23 protein-coding genes are annotated in these 25,033 nt (G+C 43.6%); 8 read left to right on the top strand and 15 right to left on the bottom strand.

Annotated features, from left to right (window positions below; all coding sequences use genetic code 11):
* Positions 1 to 41: 41 nt before the first annotated feature.
* Complete coding sequence (locus L0U88_RS08390) at positions 42 to 860, top strand: GLPGLI family protein (protein WP_234865490.1); 819 nt, start codon at positions 42 to 44, stop codon at positions 858 to 860.
* Here the strand turns inward: L0U88_RS08390 and L0U88_RS08385 are convergent.
* The 6 genes from L0U88_RS08385 to L0U88_RS08360 all read right to left on the bottom strand — a co-directional run bounded on the left by L0U88_RS08385 (position 857) and on the right by L0U88_RS08360 (position 8,136).
* Positions 857 to 2,224, bottom strand: a complete 1,368-nt coding sequence (locus L0U88_RS08385; RefSeq protein WP_234865488.1) for an RtcB family protein — start codon at positions 2,222 to 2,224, stop codon at positions 857 to 859. The genes L0U88_RS08390 and L0U88_RS08385 overlap by 4 nt on opposite strands.
* A gap of 258 nt (positions 2,225 to 2,482) precedes the next feature.
* On the bottom strand, positions 2,483 to 3,136 hold the full coding sequence (locus tag L0U88_RS08380) for a metal-independent carbonic anhydrase family protein (RefSeq protein ID WP_234865487.1): 654 nt from the start codon (positions 3,134 to 3,136) through the stop codon (positions 2,483 to 2,485).
* 56 nt (positions 3,137 to 3,192) lie between these two features.
* Positions 3,193 to 3,426 (bottom strand): HTH domain-containing protein, encoded by a 234-nt coding sequence (locus tag L0U88_RS08375; RefSeq protein WP_234865486.1) that lies wholly within the window; start codon positions 3,424 to 3,426, stop codon positions 3,193 to 3,195.
* Positions 3,427 to 3,449: 23 nt separating this feature from the next.
* Positions 3,450 to 4,682 carry a DUF3999 family protein gene (locus tag L0U88_RS08370; protein WP_234865484.1) on the bottom strand — a complete coding sequence of 411 codons (1,233 nt, stop codon included), beginning with the start codon at positions 4,680 to 4,682 and terminating at the stop codon, positions 3,450 to 3,452.
* On the bottom strand, positions 4,666 to 7,005 hold the full coding sequence (locus L0U88_RS08365) for a DUF2339 domain-containing protein (protein ID WP_234865482.1): 2,340 nt from the start codon (positions 7,003 to 7,005) through the stop codon (positions 4,666 to 4,668). The genes L0U88_RS08370 and L0U88_RS08365 overlap by 17 nt, the downstream gene beginning before the upstream one ends.
* A 129-nt stretch (positions 7,006 to 7,134) precedes the next feature.
* Positions 7,135 to 8,136 (bottom strand): hypothetical protein, encoded by a 1,002-nt coding sequence (locus L0U88_RS08360; protein ID WP_234865481.1) that lies wholly within the window; start codon positions 8,134 to 8,136, stop codon positions 7,135 to 7,137.
* Positions 8,137 to 8,267: 131 nt separating this feature from the next.
* Between L0U88_RS08360 and L0U88_RS08355 the strand changes: the two genes are divergently transcribed.
* Positions 8,268 to 10,145 (top strand): tetratricopeptide repeat-containing sensor histidine kinase, encoded by a 1,878-nt coding sequence (locus L0U88_RS08355; RefSeq protein ID WP_234865479.1) that lies wholly within the window; start codon positions 8,268 to 8,270, stop codon positions 10,143 to 10,145.
* 34 nt (positions 10,146 to 10,179) lie between these two features.
* Positions 10,180 to 10,836: a response regulator gene (locus tag L0U88_RS08350; protein WP_234865477.1), complete on the top strand. Its 657-nt coding sequence runs from the start codon at positions 10,180 to 10,182 to the stop codon at positions 10,834 to 10,836.
* Here the strand turns inward: L0U88_RS08350 and L0U88_RS08345 are convergent.
* Positions 10,833 to 11,942: a hypothetical protein gene (locus L0U88_RS08345; RefSeq protein WP_234865475.1), complete on the bottom strand. Its 1,110-nt coding sequence runs from the start codon at positions 11,940 to 11,942 to the stop codon at positions 10,833 to 10,835. The two genes, L0U88_RS08350 and L0U88_RS08345, sit on opposite strands and share 4 nt — an antisense overlap.
* Positions 11,943 to 12,099: 157 nt before the next feature.
* Here L0U88_RS08345 and L0U88_RS08340 point away from each other — a divergent pair, with 157 nt between their 5' ends.
* From L0U88_RS08340 to L0U88_RS08330, 3 genes are read left to right on the top strand one after another with little or no spacing between them, the layout of a single operon-like run.
* Positions 12,100 to 12,750, top strand: a complete 651-nt coding sequence (locus L0U88_RS08340) for a hypothetical protein (protein ID WP_234865473.1) — start codon at positions 12,100 to 12,102, stop codon at positions 12,748 to 12,750.
* Between the two features lie 40 nt (positions 12,751 to 12,790).
* A complete protein-coding gene (locus tag L0U88_RS08335) occupies positions 12,791 to 13,072 on the top strand; it encodes a hypothetical protein (protein ID WP_234865471.1) in 282 nt (93 codons plus the stop codon).
* Positions 13,073 to 13,076: 4 nt separating this feature from the next.
* The gene (locus L0U88_RS08330; RefSeq protein WP_234865469.1) at positions 13,077 to 13,838 is read left to right on the top strand and encodes an endonuclease/exonuclease/phosphatase family protein; all 762 of its coding nucleotides are present in this window, start codon (positions 13,077 to 13,079) and stop codon (positions 13,836 to 13,838) included.
* Here L0U88_RS08330 and L0U88_RS08325 read toward each other — a convergent pair.
* The 6 genes from L0U88_RS08325 to L0U88_RS08300 all read right to left on the bottom strand — a co-directional run bounded on the left by L0U88_RS08325 (position 13,829) and on the right by L0U88_RS08300 (position 21,795).
* The gene (locus L0U88_RS08325; protein WP_234865467.1) at positions 13,829 to 14,290 is read right to left on the bottom strand and encodes a GyrI-like domain-containing protein; all 462 of its coding nucleotides are present in this window, start codon (positions 14,288 to 14,290) and stop codon (positions 13,829 to 13,831) included. The two genes, L0U88_RS08330 and L0U88_RS08325, sit on opposite strands and share 10 nt — an antisense overlap.
* Positions 14,291 to 14,305: 15 nt before the next feature.
* Positions 14,306 to 15,457, bottom strand: a complete 1,152-nt coding sequence (locus L0U88_RS08320; protein ID WP_234865465.1) for a PepSY-associated TM helix domain-containing protein — start codon at positions 15,455 to 15,457, stop codon at positions 14,306 to 14,308.
* A gap of 17 nt (positions 15,458 to 15,474) precedes the next feature.
* Positions 15,475 to 17,823: a TonB-dependent receptor gene (locus L0U88_RS08315; protein WP_234865463.1), complete on the bottom strand. Its 2,349-nt coding sequence runs from the start codon at positions 17,821 to 17,823 to the stop codon at positions 15,475 to 15,477.
* Between the two features lie 111 nt (positions 17,824 to 17,934).
* A complete protein-coding gene (gene cmk, locus L0U88_RS08310; RefSeq protein WP_234865461.1) occupies positions 17,935 to 18,624 on the bottom strand; it encodes a (d)CMP kinase in 690 nt (229 codons plus the stop codon).
* Positions 18,625 to 18,703: 79 nt separating this feature from the next.
* Positions 18,704 to 19,198 (bottom strand): DUF1648 domain-containing protein, encoded by a 495-nt coding sequence (locus L0U88_RS08305; RefSeq protein ID WP_234865459.1) that lies wholly within the window; start codon positions 19,196 to 19,198, stop codon positions 18,704 to 18,706.
* Between the two features lie 65 nt (positions 19,199 to 19,263).
* Positions 19,264 to 21,795, bottom strand: coding sequence for an ATP-dependent Clp protease ATP-binding subunit (locus L0U88_RS08300; protein WP_234865457.1), 2,532 nt, complete (start codon positions 21,793 to 21,795; stop codon positions 19,264 to 19,266).
* Between the two features lie 106 nt (positions 21,796 to 21,901).
* Between L0U88_RS08300 and L0U88_RS08295 the strand changes: the two genes are divergently transcribed.
* Entirely contained in the window at positions 21,902 to 22,297 is a 396-nt protein-coding gene (locus tag L0U88_RS08295; protein ID WP_234865455.1) for an STAS domain-containing protein, read from the top strand.
* Between the two features lie 3 nt (positions 22,298 to 22,300).
* The gene (locus L0U88_RS08290) at positions 22,301 to 23,206 is read left to right on the top strand and encodes a ribonuclease Z (RefSeq protein WP_234865453.1); all 906 of its coding nucleotides are present in this window, start codon (positions 22,301 to 22,303) and stop codon (positions 23,204 to 23,206) included.
* Between the two features lie 103 nt (positions 23,207 to 23,309).
* On the opposite strand, the gene L0U88_RS08285 is transcribed toward L0U88_RS08290, so the two are convergent.
* Together L0U88_RS08285 and dapA are read right to left on the bottom strand one after the other, a co-directional pair.
* Positions 23,310 to 24,125: an alpha/beta hydrolase gene (locus L0U88_RS08285; RefSeq protein ID WP_234865451.1), complete on the bottom strand. Its 816-nt coding sequence runs from the start codon at positions 24,123 to 24,125 to the stop codon at positions 23,310 to 23,312.
* The gene (dapA, locus tag L0U88_RS08280; protein WP_234865449.1) at positions 24,125 to 25,012 is read right to left on the bottom strand and encodes a 4-hydroxy-tetrahydrodipicolinate synthase; all 888 of its coding nucleotides are present in this window, start codon (positions 25,010 to 25,012) and stop codon (positions 24,125 to 24,127) included. Before dapA ends, L0U88_RS08285 begins: the two co-directional genes overlap by 1 nt.
* Between the last annotated feature and the right edge of the window lie 21 nt (positions 25,013 to 25,033).

Below are 25,033 nucleotides of genomic sequence, written 5' to 3'. Positions count from 1 at the left end.
AAGATATTTAAAAATAATTTCCAGTAATAGGAACCTTGACTATGAAACAAGTTTATTTGAGTGCTCTATTCGCCGTAAGCTGTCTTTTTTCTGTGAAAGGTCAACAATCTCACCTGTTCCAGGTCTACTATCAATTCACGGGTGTAACTAACCTGCAGCAACCTGAAAGAAAATCAATGGTCACCTGGACGCTTCAAATTGACTCCTCCGGTTCTTCTTTTTTTGACCCGGTAAAAAGGGAAACTGACTCTATCTATGCAATGGACATGCAGGCCGGCATGGATCCTGTGCAACTATTGGCCAACGCTTACCAATACCGACGTGGCAGTGGTTTTCAGTGTTACACATATACATCCACCGGCAAAATGCTTGTTTATGACAACCTGACTGTTTATTACAAGTACGAAGAAAAGCTGCCCTTACAAGAATGGCAACTTCATCCTGATACCATGACGATTTTAGGTCAGCTTGCTTATAAAGCCACAACCACCTTCAGGGGACGTGTTTTCACCGCCTGGTATTGTCCGGATATACCCTTTACCGCAGGACCATGGAAGTTTGGCGGTTTGCCAGGTCTGATACTATTCATTCGGGATGAACAGGGTCATTATGAATTCAAATGCATTGGAATGGAAACAGTAAGTGGCAGCCTTGTAAAATCATTTGTACCCGATGCCCGCACAACCACCTATCCTGACTTTGCTAAATTGCGGCGACTGAGAGCTGAAAACCCGGAAGCATTTTTAAGTGTGATGGCTCCCGGTATAAACATAACTCCAACCAATAAAAGCGGCAAGACATCCCTGAAGCAGGCGAAAAATGGGAAGGCCAGGTTTAATCCATTGGAACTGGATCACTAAAACTTTTCTCTCGCTTTGATTTTCCAGGGCGCATCTCTTTGCCAATTCCCCGCCATGATACAACCATAAGGCATGATTTCGTCAAGAACCTCTCCAAGTCCAAACTCCTTCATCTGCCGCTTCACCATTTCTGCATTTTTATAAGCACTGGGCAATTCGGAGATATCAATTTGATTAGAAAAAAAACGAACATCCAATCCCTTTGTCTCTTCGTAAAATACCTGTTCAATTGTTTTGTGTGAATTGTTTCTAATATGCCGCCCGCGACTAATATTTCTACCCGCGCCATGAGGTGCAAATCCCAAATTATTTACAGTAGTGGCACCTTTTACGATTAGAACAGGCTCACTCATGTTCAAAGGAATCAGCCGCAACCCATCTTTACTATCCGGTACAAATTTGTCGTCGAGTGGTGTTGCCCCTTTGGCATGATAAAACAAATCCTGTTCTTTAAAGACAAAATTATGCTCATTCCAAAACCTATCAAGTGGCTCAGTATGCAGCTTATGTGATGTGGCATCGTGAATAGTTGAATGGTTCAATTTCGTCCATTCACGAACCAATTGCAGTGCTTCCCAATATAGTTTTCCTTCTTCGGTGTCGAAGGGAATCCAGGCATTCTTTTCTGATGTTAGGGGAGAAATCTCACGTCTGAAATAGGCTGCTATTTTCATTCCCTGGGTATACAGATTAGCTCCAAAACCACGACTACCATGATGTGTTACCAGCATAGTTTCTCCGGTTCTTTTTGAAACCCCAACAAATAGAAAATGATTTCCATCTCCCTGAGTAGCCAGGTGGGATTTTGCAAAACTCAGGCTGCGTTCTGTATTCAAATACCTGTTCTGTAGAATTTTTTCTTCCAGATCCCTTGGTAAGGTAGAAAAACTATCCCGACCGCCTCCGCCAAAATGTGTGACAGAATGAGCCATATCTAAAACCTCTTTTGGCGACAGCTTACCAAAATTTGTCATCATCACAGAACAACATATGTCAGCACTATGCATCGACGGATGAATAGCATTCCTGGCAATCACAACACCTCCAACCGGAATTTGACCTGGTCCAGTTGGACATGCGTCAGGCATTACTGCACCACCAACTAATGTAGGTGTGGTCATCAGACTATGCATAGCATCCATAACCATTTCTACGTTCTCCTTTTCCGCTTCACTTTCCGCTCTGATATTTTTGTAAAACGGAACAGGTGCAGCATGAGGTTCCATATACTTAGGGCGCACAGATTCCACATATTGTTTCAAACTATCACCACTAAGCTGGTGTTGATTGGCATATTCTATAACCTCTTTAAACCATTTCCCCTGTTTAAAACCCAGGTCAATTAAATCTTTTCCTGTTATCATTTTTTAGTGTTTATCCTGAATACACGCCTCTATACGTTTCCCAGCCTTTTTAAACCGGTTCTCCCAGGTACCGGTAAGTTCAGTAAATGTAATACCATAAGACTGCAGTATTGCGCGATGCGATTTTCTCATTCATCAGATGTATCGGTGAACCTATTTAAAATTAAATCAAACCGAGTTAGTAAAATGGAAAGGGGGAGAAATCTCCAGGCATAAAAAAAAGTACCGGCTAAGCCGGTACTTTTTTAAAAATCATTCTTACGGTTTAAATGGTAATGCTGATTTATGAACAATGATGCGGAGTTTGCCATCTTTTCCTTTCTTGAAGACCCAGGTTTTATCGACCATTACTTCTTTTCCATCTTTACCTGTCACCCACACATTGCCCATTGTAATAGCAACGGATCCATAAATCTGAATGCCTTCGTTGTTTTCACCTGCATTATCGTATCGGGCCTTCACCCAGGGAGCAAGCGCAAAGCCTTTGTCATTTGGATAGTCGGGATCCCCTCCGATAAAGTAGGCCAAGGCTCCTTTTTTGTTATTACGGAAAGTTTGATCGCCATAGGCAAGTGTCGGCTTGAAAAACACTTTCCCATAATCATAGTTATAGGCATCGGATAGCACCTGTTCTGCGAAGGCTTTGTAATCACCTCCTTCTACCTTAAGCTGGCCAATTTTAACCAGTGCATCGCACCAAGCCTGCTGGGCTGCATTTACTTCTTCATAGGTAATTATATCCTGGGCACCTTCTTCCACATAAACCAAACCCAGTTCATCAATTACACGCTGAACTTTTTCATTTGTTTTTGTTTGCGCCTGCTGGGGTTCAGTTTTCGTTTGATCGGTTCCATCATTACAACTGTAACTCAATACCGCAACTACAAGTGTCAGGAGTGTTAGCTTCTTCATGAATATTTTTTTGGTGGTAAATAATTCATGCGAAACTACCTTACCAGAGTGCAGCCCTATTGCACTCTGATAAAGGAAATGTTAAAAGACCCATATTCCTTATAACAGTAGGAATTTTTGATTTTACAAAAGTAAACCGGAGCCCCCATTTCCTTCATTACCGTAATAAATTCAATAGCAGTTCTCCTGGAAACGCCCAGTTTTTCTCCCAGCTGTGTGCTGGTGCCGGTTGCTTTATTTCTTATTAAGCGATCAATCGTCTGGAACCTTTTTATAAATGTTCTGGGCATAACATAGATTTAGCGCACAAGTCTCACTTCTTTGTAATCATATTGAAGGTAAGTACTCCAAGCAACACAATTATAATCCCCATCACGATCCATAACCACAATTTGTTAGCAAAAAGGGGCTCCTCAGCAGGAGATTTAGTTATCAGGGTGTTCAATTCCGGGCCCATATCCAGCAGTTGGGCTTCAACCGGAACTTTGTCTGCAAAATGGTTCAAATCGTAAACAGGACTGGAAGCCTTCTTATTTCCATGATACAACGCATAGTTTCCCGGGATGGTGAAACGTGCTAATAATTCATGTACATATCCCTTAAGCACAACTTCACCTACAGACAGAGCCTGGCTATCCTGGTTGTCAATAACTACCTTGAGTTTCTGGACCAGCCTGCTCTCCCACTCCCATTGCTGTTTTTCAAAAGTGTTCAGCGTGCCCGATAGCAGTGATTGATAATTAAAAATCCAGCCTTGTTCTGTTTTAACACTGTCGGTTAAAAATTGAATGGTGATTGGGCGATAGTAATCAACAGTATCATTGATTTTGATTTCAAGGGAGCTAACCGGCACCGGATATTCCAGCATCAGATCTATTATCGTTTGTTTGGTGTCTTTTTTCTCAGTGGTAGTAAATTCCTTCACCTTGTAACTTCGGCTATTCCCGGGTATCTTTTGCTGAATGGTTATACTGGAAGAAAGCAATTCCGGCTTAACTGAGCTGTTAACGGAAAGCCTTAGAAACCGGAACTTTATATCCGGGAAATCCAGCGTTGTAAACTTAAAATTGGTTGACTCATTTTTAATGGAAAGAATGCGATAATCGTTTAAAACGGCATACCAGTCCTGCTGGTTCTGACTACCTTCCAATTTAATTCTCCAGTCAAAATTCTCTTGTTTAAAATCTAGCTGAAGTTGATTGACAGATTCGACAGTGGGGATTTCAAAAGTAAAGTAGTATCCGTTTTCATTGCTTGACCGATTGATTGTTTTAAAGTCAATAGTACGGTTACTGATTTTATCTGCTGCTATTCTAAGCAAATAAGGCGCTTCTACCGTGTCCTGTTCCGGAGTCAGGCCATAGATTCGAATATCTGAAAAGTCATCATTCATATTACGAAAGATATCATCAGGCAGTTGAACTGTATGCCATTGCGCTGAAATACCTTTCAGCTCCCTTTTATAACGATATTCATTTATTTGGGTGAAGGCGCAGAAGTGACATAACAGCAATACACACCCCAGTAGGTTAGTTCTCCAATTCATCCGTAATAATATGTTTATACTTGTTGTATAAGAACGAAATTAACAGTAGCAATACTCCTAAGGACACAAATACGATCGTTTTAGCAATAGTATCCAGATGAGCGATATCGTAGGTAAAAAGCTTGATCAGCGTAATGCCAAATAAGGCGATGGCACCAATCCGAAGGGGTTTATTCTTTTTCCAAATACCCAGTGCTATCAGAAAAAGCGCATACAATCCCCATAAAATACTTAATCCTAGTTTGTACGACTGGGTAGAATGGGCGATGTCCATCCAGTTAATCAGTTCACTACTGGCAATCCATAGTATTGAAACATGCAGCAGGAAATCAAATGCAGGTTTCATATCCAGTTTCATGAAATCCTGTTTGATATATTTATAACAGGTGAAGAGGGCTAATGCAACAAATGCAAAAGAGATATACCGAATAGTGATATTAAAACTACCTCGCTTAAAGTAATCCGATAAGGTTTGGTTCAGGTATGCCTCCCTCAGTTCACTCAGGTCGTACAGGCCTTGAGTCAGGTAAATAGCAATCGCCAGCAAGAGGATCACCAGGTTAACATAACCAAAGTTCCGGTTTTTGAAATACCGGAAGTTGACAAAAGCCAGTATGGAAACGAAAGCAAGTGTATAGATAGTAACCCAAAGATTTTTAAACTGGATCAGGTCAGTGTTCCAGTAATAATTGGGATATGCTTCATTTCCTGTTTTAATTTCAACTGCGGAATCAACGTAACGTTGCATCCAGTAATTGCTAATTTCCATCCGAATACCGAGATACATGATCAGCAGAAATATTGCGGGAATAAAATAAGTAATAACGGACGCGATTTCCTTTTGGGATTCAAACGCTGGCTTGTACAGTTTTTTGTGATGAAGAAAATTGATAAAACCAAAGGAAGCCAGAAACAGAAAATAAGTAAGGAAATGGATGTTAAATACCGGTAGGAAACGGGAATCCGGGTTGTTTTTAAAGTAACTATAATTGAAAACCGACCAGTCCTGGATCATACTCAGGAATGCCAGCAGCATCAGTACATAGGAGATTTTTTCATAGACAGGTACCTGCCGGGTTCGGCCAATCCAAAATAACAAAGCAGCCTCTCCAGCCCAAACCAGGGTAACCCAATTGCCGTCCAGTTGTACGGGAATGGCAATGGTAATAAAAACCAGCACTAGTCCGGATACCATGTAAAAGATTGTCCGGTCTGCCAGTTGTTTACGGTGAATGACAGCGCTTACTACAAAATGAATGATGGCGTTACCAAGCGTGAAAAGTCCCAATAAGTGTTTACCGGTCGGGTGGTCGGCCAGTATTGCATAACCTAGTCCATAAAACAGGAATGAGTTTAACACCAGCATCAGCACATCGCTGACAACAAACTGTTGGTTTTGCAGGAGCTTATAAGCCAGGAAAGTCAGGTAAAAAAGGATAAAATTAATAGCCAGGAAAAGAAGCGCTAGAGCAAAATGCTGATCCTGTACATAAAAAAAAGAAAACCAGCTTGCATAAATTATCCAGGTAAATCCAAAAGCAGCGTAATAAAGAGGTTTCCAATATTTTTTTACTGCAATGGACAGGATTCCCAAATTAATAATAGCCATATAGGAGAAAAGTATCCCCACTTTGCCTGATCCCTCGCTTAGCAGAAAAGGTACTGCGTAGGCTCCAACCAGTCCAATTAGAGCAATCACCTGCCGGTTGTAATGGAGTGACGCCACTACTGTAAAAACAGTAAACAGCAACATCAGCAGAAATGCAAACCATTGGGGAAATAATTCATATAAACTATACGCTGTGTAGGTAATGAAATACATCACTGCCATTGCTCCGCTTAATAAAACAGCGCTGAAACTTTCGTACTTCGGTTTCAGTTTGATTGAAAATCCAAGAAGGCCCAAACCTACCAGGTAACCGAGAATAATACGGGTAAGCGGACTAATAAGTTCTTTATCGATGGCATATTTGGCACCAATTGCCACACCAATGACCGTGATTACAATACCAATTTTATTGATCAGGTTTTCACCAATAAATTTCTCCCAGTCCGATTTTTCTTTCGGCTTGACGATCGTCGGTGTGGGGGGCCGGTAAGGTTCGATAATCTTTTGCGCCGGTGCGGTTGTAGTTGTAGGTTGGCTGGATTCTTTAATTTCCGGAACCGTTGATTTTGCCGCGCCAACAAATGGCTTTTCCTCTTTTAATTGTTGTATCTGATATCGAAGATTGTAAATCTCTTTCGCAAACTCTTCATGCCTTCTTAATAGCAGTTCTAATTTGCTCAGGAGTTGATTTATTTGCTCGCTGTTATCGCTCATCTTGTAATAGGCTGAAAATGATATTAATTCCAGCCAATATATGTATTATTCGGTTGAACTACAAAGAAGGCAGAAAACAAAATCCCCGGACAAAAAAATTGCCCGGGGAGCCAGGAAAAACCAACTTCACTAGCGATTTGCGCTGATATAAGCTACCAGGTAATTATTGAAGGTATCCAATGCATCCAGCACTGCTTTTTTGTACAAGGCCGGATCAGCTTTTACCGTGTAAGTGAACTCGCCGGTAGCGCGACCATTACCTACCAGTCCGCCACTGAAAATGGCTGCCATATCACCCGCCACATTTGACTTAAAGCGCTTCATGGTTTCCGGCATGCCTTTACTGGCCTGTGTTTCCAGTGCATATCCCAAATCTGAATGCAGTGCTTTATCATTTGGCATGATGGCATTGGTATACCCCCAGTTGCGGCCGGTAAACATGGCATAACTGCCATCGCCCCGCATCTTGGCACCCTGCGACACCCCTTCAATCCGGATTCGCGGAATCAGGGTGGATTTGGATTTGGTGGTGGTAATACCCTGGATATCGCGGGCCGACTGACTGATCTTCAATACAAACTCAGCAAAGTCGATGGTGATGAATACCTGCCCTACCGGCTTCTTCAAATCATTACCCAAAGAAGAATGTGGCCCCATCATACCTACCGGATATTCAATATAGGGAGCTTCATTGGCCGTAATGATGCGACTAACACCCCAGTTCTTTTTAAACACTTCCCGGTTGCGGTCTGAATTTTTCTCTACTAATTTCTTGTAGGCATCTGTATTTTGATATTCCTCGGACAACCCGATTCCATTTTCTTTCAATTTCGCTGCGAGTCGCAGGTAATATTCATTCGCAATCTCCTGCATCAATTGTTCATCGATACCCTCCAGGAAGGCCCAGGAAATAATATTGCCGGCTCCCCGCTTCTCAATGTATTCGCGCGAGGCAAGTTTGAATTGCAGATTCACACTGGTTAAACAGGCTTCTGTTTCGCCTTTGAATGGAGATCGATGATTGCCTTTGGGAGCAAAAAACTTACTGGCTTCCTTTTCTGTAACCTGGCTGAACGCGGATTCGGTTACTAATAAACTGGCTGGTAATAACAGGAATAGGATTTTTTTCATGGGGAAATACATTTTTCAGTAAAAATCCAGACATTCCAGTCCATCCACAATACGCAATTCTTCGTATTACTGCGTATATACCTCTCCGTTTGTGTGAATTGTTTAAATTCACTTCAGAACCCAACCACCGTATGTACATAGTTTTTAAACCTGCAGTACTGCTATTGGCCTTTGTGCTGAATGCATTGCTGCTGATGGCACAAAACAATTCCGAAACCGATTCCCTGAAAGTTGTTTTCAAAAAGACAACCAATGCAGCTGAACAGGCTAAGCTCCTCAGCGATCTCTGCTGGGCCTACCTGCCTGTTTCCATAGATTCGGCTATCCATTACGGTCAGCAGGCTGTAGCTGTAGCTTCCAGGATATCCAATCCAACCCTGGAAGCACAGGCCCGCAATGATTATGGCACTGCCCTGCTGCTTAAAGGAAATCTGGATGCCGCTATCTCAGAACTATCCACAGGTATGGCGATTCGAAAATCATTGAAGGATTCCAGCGGCACGGCATCCATCCAGCTTAAATTAGGTAACTGTTATTATAAAGCAGGGAAACTGGACAGTGCCATGCTGCAGTTCACATCGGCCCTGGCTTATTATGAAAAAGAGCGCAAGGTATTTGAATCTGCCCAGGTGCAGGGCAATATCGGATCCTTGTATTTCACGATGGGCAACTATGCAAAAGCCATCGAGTATCAAACCCAAAGCGCCGGGTTGCTGGAATCACTAAACCGTTCCTACGAATTATCAAATACGCTTGTAAATATTGGTAATACCTACCTGAAAACAAAGGACACCCCAAACGGATTGATTTATTACCGCAAAGCGCAGGATATTGCCGGGGCCTCCAAAAACCTCTATGCGCAATCTGCCGCGCTCAATAACCTGAGTAATATTTTCATTGGAAAAAAAGAGTTTGCTGAAGCGATTCGCCTGGCAGAACAGAGTATCGAACTGCGTAAATCCATAGGACTCGATGGAGAACTGGCCAGTGCCAGAGCCACGCTCGCTATTGCTTATAATGCTACCGGATCTTTCAAGTCTGCGCTGGAACAATTGAAACAGGCGCTGCCCGTTGCAGCAGCAGGCGGATTATCAGAGCAACTGATCAGCATCTACCTCCAAACGGCTATTGCCTATGGAGGACTCCAGCGGGCAGACAGTATGCAATATTATCTGGGACTTCATGAAGCAGAGAAAAATCGCTTTACAGAAAATGAAATGCTCAAAGCTTCAGCCGAATTGGAAACCAGGTATCAGTCGGCACAGAAAGACGCAGCCCTGGAAAAAAGCAAAGCCAGTTTACGATTCCGAAACCTGGCTTTAAGTGGAGTGAGTGTACTACTGTTATTGGGAATTATAATTCCACTTCTCTACCTCAAGCAACAAAAACTAAGAGCAAAAGCGCAGGAGATGGCGCGACTCAATGATCAGCGCATGCAAATCTCCCGCGAGCTGCATGATAATATCGGGTCTTATCTCACTTTTATCAAGGCCTCAGTTGAGCAGGCGGATGAAGGATCTGCTCCATCCGTTCCCTTGCAGGATATTCGCCAACTGACGGATGAAACAATTGCCGAATTGCGAAAAACGGTATGGTTGATGAACAATCCGGAAGTGAGTCTATCTGCTTTTAATTCCAAACTCATTGATTTTTATAAAAAAATCGCGCAGGTAAAAGTGCTGCCTGTTACCGGTGATCCTGACCTGGTGCTGGGCAACCAAATTGCAACGCATTTATTTCGCATTATCCAGGAAGGAGTAACTAATGCACTAAAACATGCCAGTCCCAGCATGGTGACTGTTCAGTTAGAAGCGGAAAATGGTCTATTGGAAGCCAGCGTTAGTGATTCAGGAGCAGGAATGGATACAAGCAATGAGAGTATGGGATCAGGCCTTCGGAACCTGTGGGAACGCGTGAAGGAACTCAATGGGACCCTGGATATCCGAAGTGAAAAAGGAAACGGGACCAGGCTGAAAATTAAGTTCCCTTTGATACGCAGTATTGCGTAGAACGAATGCTTCATTGAATCAATAGATTTGTACTATGTCTATTAAAATTGCGATAGCAGAAGACAATGCCCGGGCAAGAATTTCCATTGTTCAAAAACTGGCACAGGATCCAACTGTCGAGGTTTGTATTGAAGCGGGCAATGGGGCCGAGCTACTGGAAAAAATGGAAAGTCAGTCCGTTGACCTGGTATTAATGGACATTGAAATGCCCGAGCTCAATGGTATTGAGACTACTGCGCATATAGCAGAACGTTACCCCCATTGTAAGGTCATCATGCTTACCACTTTTGATGATGATGAAAAAATCTTTCAATCGATATTAGCCGGTGCCAGCGGATACCTGCTGAAAGATGAAACCGGTACCGAACTGATCTCATTCATTCAGCAAACCATTGCTGGAGGGGCTGCCATGTCGGCCAGTATTGCGCTGAAAGCTTTGAACTATATTCGTGCTGCAGAAGCTTCCAAACCCAAGCGACCCGATCAGCAAGCTGACTGCCATCTAACCCCAAGAGAAATCGAATTACTAGAATTATTAAAAGACGGATTGGGATATAAGCAGATTGGGGCCAGTTTGGAGATCAGCGAAGGAACGGTTCGGAAGCACCTGGAAAATATTTACCGAAAGTTGCAGGTGAACAATAAAGTAAGTGCCATCAATGCGGCAATGCGCAACAACTGGATTTCTTAAAACGGTCGCTGTACAACTGCCAGTTGCCGGTTACTAAGGAGCAGGCAGTAGAGCTTTCCATTCACTTCTTCCACATCGAGCAGGCGGGAGCAGGGATCCAGTTCAGCGGGCAGGGAGTAGGCATATTCTTTAAAATTGGCGCCATCAAATACACCCAGTTTTTTACAGTCCGCATCGCCTTTTCCAATCAGGATATAGAGCTTACCGTTTGCAGATTTAATGCTGGAAACCTGAAAACTCAATCCATCAGCTAACTCTTTTATGGTTTGATCTGTATCCAGGTTACGCAATTGATTGGCACGTATTCCATACAAGGCATTACCCATGCCTGCATAAAACAGATAAGTATTATCAAAACTGCCGTCCAGGGTTTCCTGAAACAAATGCTCCTTGCCAGCCTGTAAAGACTGACCATTGAAGAAATAATTCTGAACAATATCCAGCCGGTCAAAAGCTCCGTTGATCTGTCGGTAAGAAGTGAAATTGATACCAGCAGTGGAAGGAATCACGATCTGGTTGAGTCCGGAGTTACCGATTTCCTGTTTCTGATCAAAACGTTCCAGCGTGAGGTTCCATAGAAAACTGGTACCATTACTTTGTTGCGCAACAAGTTGCAGTCTGCCCTGGTTTTTATACCAGCGCAGATTCTGCAAAGGCGATTGAGCCACTCCGTTATGATCGGTGAAGTCAAGTCGGGCTATGTTTTCAAACGCCGAGTTGATCCACTTGTACAGAAAATAGGAATACCGGAAAGTGGAAACCTGTCCCGCCTGATAAGGTTCCCGAAATTCCATGATGCCGTAAAGCATATTATTAAAAGAGGTAAGCAGTACAAATTCCTGGTTGGGTTGTTCATATTTGCGCCAGCCATCCTGCAGAGGGAAGAGAAAGACGCTGTTTCGGTTGCCGAATTCCGAGCTGGTAGCACTAACAAAGGGTTGATTATTGTGGATGACCAGATCGGCCTGTTCATATAAGCGCGGTTCCCCAGGTAGTTGTTCCACTAGATCAAAGGTTGCATTGGTTGGGGAGCCATCCTCTTTGCTTTTGGTACAGGAAATAAATAAGCCGGTGCATATCACCAGCCACACTGGAATGCATTTCATATACTGGATTTTAAAATTGGAATAAAAATCCTGCTAATTCCAGACTACTGCAATACGCAAAAGTTCGTATCGGAATTTTTCAGCTTATCAAGTTCATCACTCTTAACATTCTATTTTAAGGGATTTGACAGTATTTGCGGTCAACTTTATAAAACTTATGAATAAAATAACTACACTACTTGTTGGACTGCTGGTGCTTTCAGGTTCGGTATCCGCACAGAAAACCCTTCGACTCTCTCAATTTCATAAAAAGGGCAAACTGGTCGTGATTAACCGAACGATCAGTATCGAAACCGATGAACAGTCTGATTATATCAAAGTTTCGGAAACAAAAGGAGAAGGCATTGTCTGGTTGCCGGTTGAGAACCTTTCTACCGGTACCTTCACACTGGAGTTAAGAGGCAAGGATGAGATCCAGAAAAGTTTTGTCGGGCTGGCTTTCAGTGGACAAAATGATTCAACCTATGAAGCAGTGTATTGCCGTCCCTTTAATTTCCTGGCTACAGATTCTGTTCGAAGAATTCATTCAATCCAGTACATCGCACATCCGGAATTTACCTGGAAGAAATTGAGAGACGAACGGAATGCCGAGTTTGAAAATGCCATACAATTTCCTCCGGAGCCCAATAACTGGTTTAGTATGACCATCCACGTTACTGATACCGAAGTTATTGCTCTTATCAATGGAAATGCAAGCCCGGCTATGAAAGTAAGCCGTTTACGGACTGCAAAATCTGGTAAAATCGGAATCTTCCTGGGTGCCGGTAGTGGAGGAGATTTCAGAAAACTTGTTTATACCGGTAAATGAGTTAAATTTAGTTGAATACGAGAATCTAAAACTATTCAACATGGGAACACCGGAATTTCCAAACGGTTTTGAATCCTGGCAAAAAACACATTTTGAGGTAGTAGAAGTATTATGTTATATCCGTAGCCTGGAAGAAGGAAAACAACCCAAGAGTTTTTCTGAAATGCTGGATCAGTCTGCCACTGATGAAATGTACAAGCTGGCACTCAACCTCACCAACAAATTCGAAGAAGAGACCAAAGGCAGAAAAAGGGAACGCTTTCTCTTTGATGAAATCGAAGATTTTGTGTGGAATGAAGTGCGTAATATGCAGCACAAATAAATTCATGGCTTATTTATTGGCAGTCCTGGTAATGTTTGCAGGACTTAAAGTTGCTGGTCAACAACCAGGCATCACCGTTATGAGTTATAATATTCACCACGGTGCGGATAAAGACGAGCGAAATACCCTGGACTCTATTGGGTGTTTTATCCTGGGCACAAAGGCTCAACTGGTTGGCTTGCAGGAAGTGGACAGCGTCTGCAGCCGTTCCGGGCAAATCGACCAGATGAAACGATTGGCTGCCATTACCGGGATGCATTTTGCTTTCGTACGGCATTTTGCCTATCAGGGAGGTGCATACGGACAAGGAATTTTGTCGCGCTATCCCATCAAAAAAGTGGAGAATATCCGGTTGAGTTTATTAAAACCGGATAGCCTTAGGCAATCATTGGCGCTAATAGTGGTAGAAGTGGATATTCCTGCTATAGGTCGGGTGCTTTTTGCCAATGCGCATTTCGCACTGGATGCAGCAACCCGATTGAAACAGGCGAAGGAAGTGTTGCAGTATCTGAAAAAAAGGAAACTGCCAGCCATTTTTATGGGAGATCTGAATGCAACACCTGAACAACCTGAAATTCAACTGCTCTTATCGCAATTGACTGTAGCCTCAGGTCTGGATCAACCCAGTTTCCCAACAGAAGCGCCTCTTAAAACAATTGATTATATTTTCTTCAATTCGAGGTTGAAAGGGAAGCCTGTTCAATCGGAAGTTCCTGCGGTGCTGCACTCAGATCATTTACCTGTATTGACGACCATTCAATTCTGAACACCCACAAATATGTTCACTTCTGCATTGGACATATCAGCTGCTTTCTCATCGTAGACTTCAAAATCCGCGATATAGGTTCTATTTAATGGGCGCTGCCAGATATCTATCCAGGCTTGAAATACAATTCCATTCATTAAATTCCCGGTAACTGATACCTGTTCGTAAATACCTTTTGGAATCTCTATACCGGTCGTGCCATGTGGAATAGTATCCATTTCAGTTACCTGGCATCCTAACAGTGTTGTATAGGGTTTAGTGTGATCGCCCTCGTAATTTGTATATACGCAGTAAATTGTATCGTTAATCCGGTTCGGGATCTTTAATAATATTGCTTCCGACAAAAAACGATTCCAAAGTTCCGGGATATCCGTTCCGGGTGCACCTGCAGCATTTGAGGTTCTAACAGTAATACCAATAACTTTCATAGAGGATAGGTTGATCTGGCTCATTGTTGAAGTAAATTTTCACAAAACAGGTTGCAAAATTACTTTGCCTACTGCCACCTGAGATTTAGCTTGCTTTTTTCTTCTTCCTCTCCATAACAGAAATCCGGTTACAGGGAGTGATGCTGCTATCAGACTTCCAAAGAAAGCAAGGAATTTACCAGGTAAACCTAAGATCGCTCCAACATGGATATCATAATTCATGCGGACGAGTTTATCTGCGACACTGGCTTCATCGAAGCCCCCTGCATAAGAACCGGTAGCAGGTAATTCTTCACCACTGTATCGGTCGTAGTGATAATAATCTACTTTGTAGTAAGTGCCAGGCCGGTGATTGACACCCATTTCCAACGGATCAGTTTCTGTAAACGGATAAAACACCGTGATACTTTCTTTTTCACTCATATTGGCTAAATGCGCCGCCCATAACTCGTCAGCCACCTGGTCTGTATTCCCCGGAATTTTTGGATTGGAAACCGGATGCTCATGTGGTGGTCTTTTTTTACCACCAGAGGTCGTATAGTAAGTTGCATCTGCAAACCAATCAAAGGCCCAAACAAGTCCGGTTATTGCGAGGAAAATCCCAATCCAGCTCATGTAAAAACCCAATACATTGTGCAGGTCGTAATTCACTCTTCTCCATTTCGCATTCCACTTAATGGAAAAGCGTTGCTTGATGGCTGCCTTATTCTTTGGCCACCACAATACGATGCCGCTAATCAGCATGATTAAAAACACCAATGTTGCTGAACCCACAATAGGCCTGCCGATGGCTGGGGGTAACCACAGATAAAAATGTCCTTTCAATACAATGCGAAAGAAATCTTTTGTCATGTCTCTCACCTTCAGCACTTCACCGGTATACGGATTCATCGCAACTATGGTATAGGCCACGGTATCATAATACGCAGCAAAAGCTGCTTTACCCGGACTTCCATATTCCAATCCCACAACAGGACGTCCATCCAGGTGCTTTAGTGCAATAGCTTTTAATTGTGAAGGAGGCAAGTAAGGTTTATCCTGTTTTTCAACAAACTGATAAGACTCCGTAAGGTTTCTGATTTCCTTTTCAAAAGCAAGCAAACAGCCTGTGATACCAAGAAAAACAACCAAAACACCGGATATCAGTCCCAGCCAAAGATGCAGTTTTCCTATAATTTTTTTGAAGGTCATGACAACTGGATTTCGCATTAAAATTTATACCCAACCGAGAATCGCACATTGGTTCCCGGCTCTGCCTGCCAATAGAAGAAATTGGCATACGGTGCACCAGAATACAGGTATTTGTTCAGAATATTATTTACGACCAGGTTAAATCCAATATTCTTGCGCTGGTAAGAAAGGCTTCCATCCATTCTGAAATAATCCGGCAAACTGTTTTCCGTACCATCAAACACAAACCAGGGGGATCTTTTTGCCTGGTATTGATAACCTAGCGACACACCAAATCCGGCTAATTTTCCACGATCCAGGCGGTAGTTCAGCCAGGCGTTTTGAATATGGCGACTTGAACCAGCTACCTGCGTGCCGATGGCTGCTTTATTTGGATGATCTACCACTTTTGCTTCCGTGAAAGCATAGTTGATAATCACATCCAGTCCCTTCAGCAGTTGACCTTTGATATCCACCTCCACTCCTTTTGTTTCCTGCCTCGTTTCTGTATTGAAAAATCCTCCTGCAGGATTAGGTTTATTGGGATCGGCCGCCAGAACATTATCACGTTTGATTTGATATACCGTAAGAGCGGAATTCCATTTACCATTCATCCAATCTCTTTTGATGCCGAGTTCCATATTGGTTCCGGTTACAGGATCAAAAACACGACCGGTTTCATCTACTCCATAGTTTTCCATGAAGGATTGGTCAACGAGTGCATAAGCAGCTGTATTGGCATCGATAGAATAACTAACCCCTACTCTCGGTGTAAACTTGCTACGTTTAAAATCACCGGAATAAACATCTCCGGTTTTTAATTGTGTGATTCTACCGGCCAGGGTCAACCGCAGTTTATCATCGAGGAAACCCATTTCATCCTGCACATAAAACCCGGTATAACCATTATAATAACGAACTCCTCTTTCACGGATATCTTTACTGCGATCTACCTGCAGAATGGAGCCCTGTCCGTATACTGGTTTATAAACGTTAAACGTAGGAAGTCCCAGCATCGCATATTGATTCCAGTCGTGGAAATACTCTTTGTTACTCATATCCAGTCCTGCCAGGATCTTATGACTGATTGCACCGGTTTGCTCTTCCCCATTAAGGAATAACTGCCCCATTTTGCTGGTACCCAATACATCCCAGCTACTCATAGAACGTTGCAATAAGCTATCGTTAATGGGGTCAAATCCGGCCGCCCATAGAGAAGCGCCTTCCTGGTTATAATTGAAATAAGCAGCCTGTGCGGTTAATTTCCAGTTCTCATTCAATTTGTGATCAAAGATGGCAAGCAGACTTCTATCCAGCATTCTGGTTGCAGGCATCCTGGATTCCGCCAAGGTCATGGTTCTGGGCTGATCTGCATAACCTCTTTTGGAAAAGAGGTAATTGGAACCAATCAGATTTACCTCCGAGAACTGGTGAGTATATTCCAATGTTACAGAAGTACGATCATCAATCAGATACTTCAGCACCGGAACGATGCTATAGCGATTATTAAAATCAAACTGGCGATGGGAGCCTTTGAGTTGTCCCATAACATTAATACGATATAACAGTTTGCCATTCTCCGTCAATTTTCCATCTATATCAGCAGTTGCACGATACAGGTCAAAACTTCCCAGGCTCATGGTTACTTCACCTTTGTTACGACCGCTTGGCTTTTTGGTAACTACATTATAGAAGCCTGCAGGATCGCCATTGGATAACATGAAACCAGCCGGACCTTTTACAAATTCAATACGTTCCACCATGCTGATATCTTCAGTTAAGGGCCCCCAGGTAGTGGATACATTCATTCCGTTTCTGAAAGCTCCAACATTACTACCGCGCATGGTTATACGCGCATAGTTGTCCCAGTGCTCCACTCTTGAGGCCCCACTCACATTACGTGTAACGCCTTCGAGCATATCAAAAATCTGCTGGTCGTTAATGAGTTTGGAAGTAACTACCTGGATATTCTGTGGCGTTTCCAGCAGACTGCTGCCCAGCCTCAGGGAATTGGAAACCCGGTTGGTTTTAAAACTGTTTTTATTCCCAATAACCACCACTTCATTCAATTCGCGGTTGGAAAGATTGAGTTGGATGTCTTCTGTTTTGGTTTCCCCGGCAGCTAGCTCAATTGTGCGGGTAATATCTTCATAGCTAACAAGGCTTACCAGAAGGGTATATTCTCCAGCCTCGAGACCTGAAAAGTTATAATTTCCTCCGTTGTCCGCAAGCACTGTACGGTTGATGGGTTGTAAAACCACCGTCACACCTTCGCCGGGCTTTTTATCTGCTGTGGTGATTTTCCCTTTTAAAATTGCCGTGCCGTTTTGGGCGATTGAACCCAAAACACTGAAAGTCAATACAATTACCAATACTATTTGCCTCATCTTCGTCCTTACATTTTATAAGGCGCAAATTTATCCTGCAGAATACACGCTTGTTTACGCGATGAGGAAATGCATTTACGAGATCGGGAAAAGCTGAAGGAAGCCAGGAAATCAGGCAGGCAGGCGTTCCTTTACCCAGTTGAGTGCAATGGTCAGTTGCTCCGGCATAGTTAGTTTGGAATTATCCAGCACCAATGCATCTGCTGCCTGGCGAAGCGGACTAACTTCGCGATTGCTGTCGATATAATCACGCATTTCCAGGTTGTTTTTTACTTCCTCGATGGTGACATTCGGATTCTTCTCATAGAGCTCTTTAAACCGGCGTTCTACGCGAACAGCATTGTCGGCCGTCATGAAGATTTTTAATTCGGCATTGGGAAATACCACCGTTCCAATATCCCTGCCATCCATCACAATGCCTTTCTTCTTACCCATGGACTGCTGCTGTTTCACTGCAAACTCACGTACTTCGCGGATGGCAGCGATCTCACTTACTTTTTCAGCTACAACCAGGTCGCGGATTACATATTCCACATTTTCATCATTCAGGAAAATCTCTGATTGCTGACTATGTTCATTGTACCGAAAATCCAGCTGAATGTTTTTAAGTGCACCCTTTACTTCCTCAGTATTTGTCCAGTCGATGTGATTACGTAAAAAATACAAGGTGATGGCGCGGTACATGGCACCGCTGTCAATATAGACATAGTTCAATTCCCTAGCTAATTGTTTTGCAACGGTACTCTTGCCACAACTGCTCCATCCGTCAATGGTGATGATGATTTTCTTTTTACCAGCCATGGAGCAAATATAGTGAGACGTGAGATGTGAGACGTGAAAAGAAGTGAAATGTGAGACGTGAGACGTGAGAAATGAAAGATTAGGATTTCTTCTTTTTGTCGAGGGCCATTTCGATGAAGGGATAGATGACAAGAATACCGGCCAGGATAAAGACCCAGTAAAAATGGCTGGGGGGTTGACCGGTTTTGGCGGTTTGAATGATTAAAGTCTCAATTACCAAAAATAATATAGCCGTCAGGAATGCAATCACTTTTAACAAACGCGCTTCGGTCATGGGTTGTAAGGGGACTGAATAAACGGTGGTGGAGAGATTACTGAACTTTGACTTCAGAGGTCCCACCAGCAACAAAATCAATAATGAAAAGGTAGCCACAGCAGGCAATAGGAATAAAGTAGCACGGGAACTGTATCCATCAACTTCTCCCCTGGCATTGAAATGAGAAGGAATGGTATCCGGCAGAGAAGGATACGTAACAATGGCAAGTATCCAGTTGGCCAGCAGCAGCAGGAGACAACCCACAGTTAATACTTTGAAATAAAATGGCTTTTCTTCTTTTTTCAGGTGCTTGGTCATGTTCTTTAAAATACAAAAAAAGGCTACCATTTCGGGTAGCCTTGTATTAGAATTTACTTAGAATCTTAGGATGCTGATTTCTCTTTTTTAGGAGCAGATTCGCTCAGGGTAAAGAATATTTTATTATTCTCCTTATCCAGGTCAGCGATCAGCACATCACCCTGTTTGATAGTCATATTGAGTATCTCCTCTGCCAATGGATCTTCCAGGTATTTCTGTAATGCCCGGTGGAGAGGTCTCGCACCAAACTGAATATCATATCCTTTTATAGCGATGAAGTTTTTTGCTTCTTCTGTCAACTCGAGTGTGAAGCCGAGGTTGTTCAGTCGCTTGAGCACACCTTTCAACAGGATATCAATGATTTGGAAAATATGTTCTTTTTCAAGTGAATTAAAAATGATCACATCATCAATACGGTTTAAAAACTCAGGTGAAAAGGTCCGCTTCAGCGCTTTCTCAATCACTGCCTTATTGTTTTCCTCCGAACTGGCAGATCGGGCGGCAGTTGCAAACCCAACTCCATCACCAAAATCTTTCAACTGGCGAACACCAATATTGGAGGTCATAATGATCATACAGTTCTTGAAATCCACTTTACGACCTAGTCCATCAGTCAGCTGGCCATCATCCAGCACCTGCAGCAGGATATTGTAAATATCCGGGTGTGCTTTTTCGATTTCATCCAGCAGGATTACGGAATATGGCTTGCGGCGTACTTTTTCTGTCAGCTGTCCGCCTTCTTCATAACCCACATAACCCGGAGGCGCTCCAATCAATCGGCTGATGGTGAATTTCTCCATGTATTCACTCATATCAATCCGGATCAGCGCATCTTCACTGTCAAACATGTAGCGGGCAAGAGAACGTGCGAGCTCTGTTTTACCAACACCAGTTGGTCCCAGGAAGATAAAGGTACCCACCGGTTTCTTGGGATCTTTCAATCCTACCCGGTTACGCTGGATGGCTTTCACTACTTTCTGAATGGCTTCATCCTGACCGATAACCATGCCGCGCATATCATCCGACATTTTCTTCAGCTTCTCACTTTCTGCCTGCACCATACGCTTCACGGGAATGCCGGTCATCATACTCACCACTTCAGCAATATCTTCTTCGCTAATGGGATAGCGCTTGTGTTTACTTTCTTCTTCCCACTGCGCCTTGGCTCTTTCGAGTTCTTCCTGCAAGCGTTTCTCTGTATCACGCAGGGAGGCTGCTTCTTCGAACTTCTGGCTTTTTACCACCCTGTTCTTTTCATTCTTCACTTCTTCGATCTTCTTCTCGAGTTCCAGGATCTCGTCTGGTACATTGATATTTTTCAGGTGTACCCTTGCACCTACTTCGTCCAATACGTCGATGGCTTTGTCTGGCAGCAGGCGATCCGTCATATACCGGTCACTCAGCTTCACACAGGCATCAATCGCATCATCCGAATAATTCACATTGTGATATTCTTCGTATTTGGATTTGATGTTGTTCAGGATCATGATGGTTTCATCCACACTAGGAGGATCTACCATTACTTTCTGGAATCGACGATCAAGTGCACCATCTTTCTCGATATACATTCTGTATTCATCCAGTGTAGATGCACCAATACATTGCAATTCGCCACGTGCAAGAGCCGGCTTGAAGATGTTGGAAGCATCCAGTGAACCACTTGCACCACCTGCACCAACGATGGTATGAATCTCATCGATAAAGAGAATCACATCACGGTTTTTCTCTAGCTCATTCATGATGGCTTTCATGCGCTCTTCAAACTGTCCGCGATACTTGGTACCAGCAACCAGTGCAGCAAGATCCAGCGAAATCACGCGCTTATCAAACAGTACGCGGGATACTTTTCGCTGTACAATGCGAAGTGCAAGGCCTTCCACGATAGCGGTTTTACCAACACCGGGTTCACCGATCAGGATGGGGTTATTCTTTTTACGGCGACTCAGAATCTGAGATACTCTTTCGATTTCTTCTTCGCGACCAACGATAGGATCTAAAGAACCGGATTCAGCCAGGCGGGTGATATCGCGACCGAAATTATCCAATACTGGCGTTTTGCTTTTGGTAGCGCCTGCCTGTTTGGATTTCTGCTGGCTGTATTTTTTCTCTTCATCAAAATCATCTTCATTCTCATCCGGATATTCACTTCTCACATCGTTGCTCTTAACAACGCCGAGTTCATTTCGGAATAAATCGTAGTCCACGTCAAATTGATTTAAGATTTGGGTAGCGATATTTTCTTTGTTCTTGAGAATAGAAAGCATGAGGTGTTCTGTTTCAACAGTCGGGCTCTTCAATGCTTTTGCTTCCAAAACAGTAACCCGAATCACTTTCTCTGCCTGCTTGGTGAGAGGCAAACTATTGATATTGGCTATATTCTTTCCTGTTTTATCCTTCACTGCCAGTTCCACTTCCTTTCGCAGTTCATACAGATCCACATTAAAACTCTTCAGAATACGGACAGCGGTGTTGTCACCTTCTCTTATCAGCCCAAGCAGCAAGTGCTCCGTACCGATAAAATCATTACCCAACCTCAACGCCTCCTCCCTGCTGAACGAGATGATCTCCTTTACCTGGGCTGAAAAATTGTTGTCCATTTTATAAGTAGTTGTGTGTTATACAATAATAACGAATATTTTTGAGTTTAGGTTTGCTTCGCCGCTATCGAAATAACGTTAAAATCAACACTAAATTTCAGACTATATGCAGGTCAAAATTGATACCAAGGAGAAATTTCATGCCATTACCGTCCTGGAACCAAAATTGACTGCTAATATGACAGCGGAACTGGAGGCAAGTTTGGTTGGATACCTGCAAAATGACGTTAAAAACCTGGTATTGAATCTTAATCCCGTTGAGGCGATAGAACTTCCTGTTGCTGAAACCCTGGTCAAGATACAGCAGTCGTTTTATGAAAACAATGCTTCTTTTGTGATCTGCGAATTACAACCACAGGTGGAAAACTATCTTGATGAGCAGCAATTGCTCGAGATTTTGAGTCCTACTCCTACGGAATCGGAAGCCTGGGATATAGTTCAGATGGAAGAAATTGAACGGGAATTACTCGATGACGGAGAACCTTTATTCAACAACGATTAACCTATGATGGCTGTTACCATTTTGGGCAATAACTCGGCCCTTCCTGCATTTGACCGGCATCCCACGGCACAGATTGTGACCCTGGATGAACACCTGTTCCTGGTTGATTGTGGTGAAGGCACCCAGATGCAGATGGCCAAATACAAGATCCGGCGCAGTAAGATCCAGCACATTTTCATCTCACACCTGCATGGGGATCATTATTTCGGGCTGATTGGCCTGCTAACCAGCATGGGGTTATTGGGTAGAGAACTGGATTTGCATTTATATGCGCCAGCTGATTTATTGACGATAATCAACCTTCAATTGAAAGTTGCTGATACCTTACTGCCTTATCCGCTGCATTTTCATCCCCTGGAAACCGGGGTGTTGGTGGAGAATGATAAATTTCGGGTGACAGCTTTTGCAACCAGCCATCGCATTCCCTGCTGGGGATTTCGGTTCGACCAGGTGAAAGCGCCGCGAAAGGTGAATCCGGAGAAAGCAATCCAGCATGAAGTGCCAGCCATCTTCTATGACCGCCTCAAATGGGGTGAGGATTATCGCACCAAAACAGGCGCCCTAATTCCCAATGAATGGGTTACCGATCCTGCTCCTGCCCCGCACTCCTATGCATACTCAGCAGATACCTGTTACAATGAAAGTCTGATTGAAGCAGTGAAAGGGGTGGATCTGCTTTACCATGAAACAACCTACCTGAAAGACCTGGCCGAGAGAGCTGCAAAACGATTTCATTGCACTACGCATGAAGCTGCTACCATTGCCAGCAAAGCCAAAGTCGGTCGCCTTTTAATAGGACATTTCAGTTCCAAATACGAAAAGCTCCAGCAATTTGAAGACGAAGCCAGGGAGGTGTTTGAGAATACGCAGCTGGCATTGGAAGGAACGACTTATAGGATACTAAAGTGAGATGTGAGACGTCAGACGTGAGAAGGGGCATGGAAGAGGAGACAAAGGAAACAAAGGAGACGGGAGACGGGAATGTCTCACATCTGACATCTCACGTCTCACCTCATTTTCTTAGGTAAAACCTAAGAAAATGAGGCAGTTCGCTTCTCCATGCTGCTTCATTGTGTTCGCCGATGGGAGAAACGCGCTTCGTGATTTGGGTAGAAGGAACAGCTTTCTGCAGGATAGTGATCATCGCTTCCATATCGGATACCATGGTTTTGGACTCTTTGGCGCCGGCATAGAAATAATAGAATTGATGTTTGTGCCTGCGGGGATGAATGTTTTCCGCAGTGCGTTTTTGCAGATTGGGAGCAATCCAGAAGGAAGGTGACAACACCCCTATTTTTCCAAAGCTTTTAGGATACCAGATGCCTGCATAATAGGATATCAATCCACCCATGGAAGATCCTGCAATGCCGGTATACTTTGCCTGCTTTTTGGTTCGATACTGACGATCAATATAGGGTTTGAGTTCTTTCACCAGGAATTCCAGGTAAGCCCTTCCCTCTCCTTTTCCAAAGCGCTCATGATCTTCGGGATTGTATTCATTCATACGCTTCATCCCGCCATTATCAATACCAACAACAATCATTGGGAGTTTCATCCGGTCCAGTTCTTCATCTACCCCCCATTCGCCGGCAAAAGAAGCAGCTGCATCAAAAAGGTTTTGAGCATCGTGCATGTAAAGCACCGGGTATCGCTTACCGGAGCTGGCATAGTCGGCGGGCAGGTAGATCCAGATCCGGCGTTCCCGACCAAGCGACTTGATCGGGAAGCCCGAATCCATTATCTGAACCTGCGGACTTGCAGTTGAAAACTGCGCATCCGCAACTGAAAAATAAAGGAGCAGTAGTAGTGCCAGTCTGGCTCTAAGCATCAGGAAAGTTGTTTGAGATAAGCCGCCACTTTTTGCTGCAGCTCAGCGCTGAGTGGAACCAGTGGCAATCGCAGGGTGTTGGTGATCAATCCCTGCTCTGCCAAAAATGCTTTCACGCCTGCGGGATTGTTCTCCGCAAACAACAGGTAATAGGCTTCCAGCAACTGGTCGTTGATACTTTTTGCTTTTGCGAAATCAAAGGCTAATCCTGCATTTACCATCTCTGTAAACTGCTTTGGAAGCGTGTTGGCGATCACACTAATTACTCCGTCCATTCCAAGGGAAAGTTGTGGCATTACGAGATCGTCATCGCCACTGCAAACCAGGAAATGATCCGGACGGTTTTTCAGGATGTGCATGCACTGCGGAAGGTTGTTCGCGGCTTCTTTGATTCCTGCAATATTGGGAACTTCATGTGCCAGGCGAAGCGTGGTGGAAGCTTCCATATTACGGCCCGTTCTGCCAGGAACATTGTACAGGATCACCGGCTTGGGAGATGCTGCTGCCAGCACTTTGTAATGCTGAAAGATTCCTTCCTGTGAAGGTTTGTTGTAATATGGGCAGGCACTTAATACGGCAGCTGCTTTATCAAGCGGTAAGCTGGCCAGGTCTTTCACGAGTTCCTGTGTATTGTTACCACCCACTCCTACTACTATAGGAGCGCGACCGCCAACTTTCTCATACGTGAAGAGGATGATTTCCTTTTTTTCTTCCTTGCTAAGCGTGGGCGTTTCCCCGGTAGTGCCCAAGGTTACAATATAATTGACACCATTACCTAACTGAAAATTAATCAGGTTTTCAAGTGCTGTATAGTCGACTTCACCGGTAGCTGTAAAAGGAGTTACGATAGCTACACCGGTACCACGAAGAGATTGTCTAAGATTCATTTTTAAAAAGTAAAAAGTTGA

Origin of the sequence: Flavihumibacter fluminis (assembly GCF_021491375.1) — a bacterium.
Taxonomy (GTDB): Bacteria; Bacteroidota; Bacteroidia; order Chitinophagales; family Chitinophagaceae; genus Flavihumibacter; species Flavihumibacter fluminis.
This window is presented reverse-complemented; position numbering and strand designations above follow the sequence as displayed.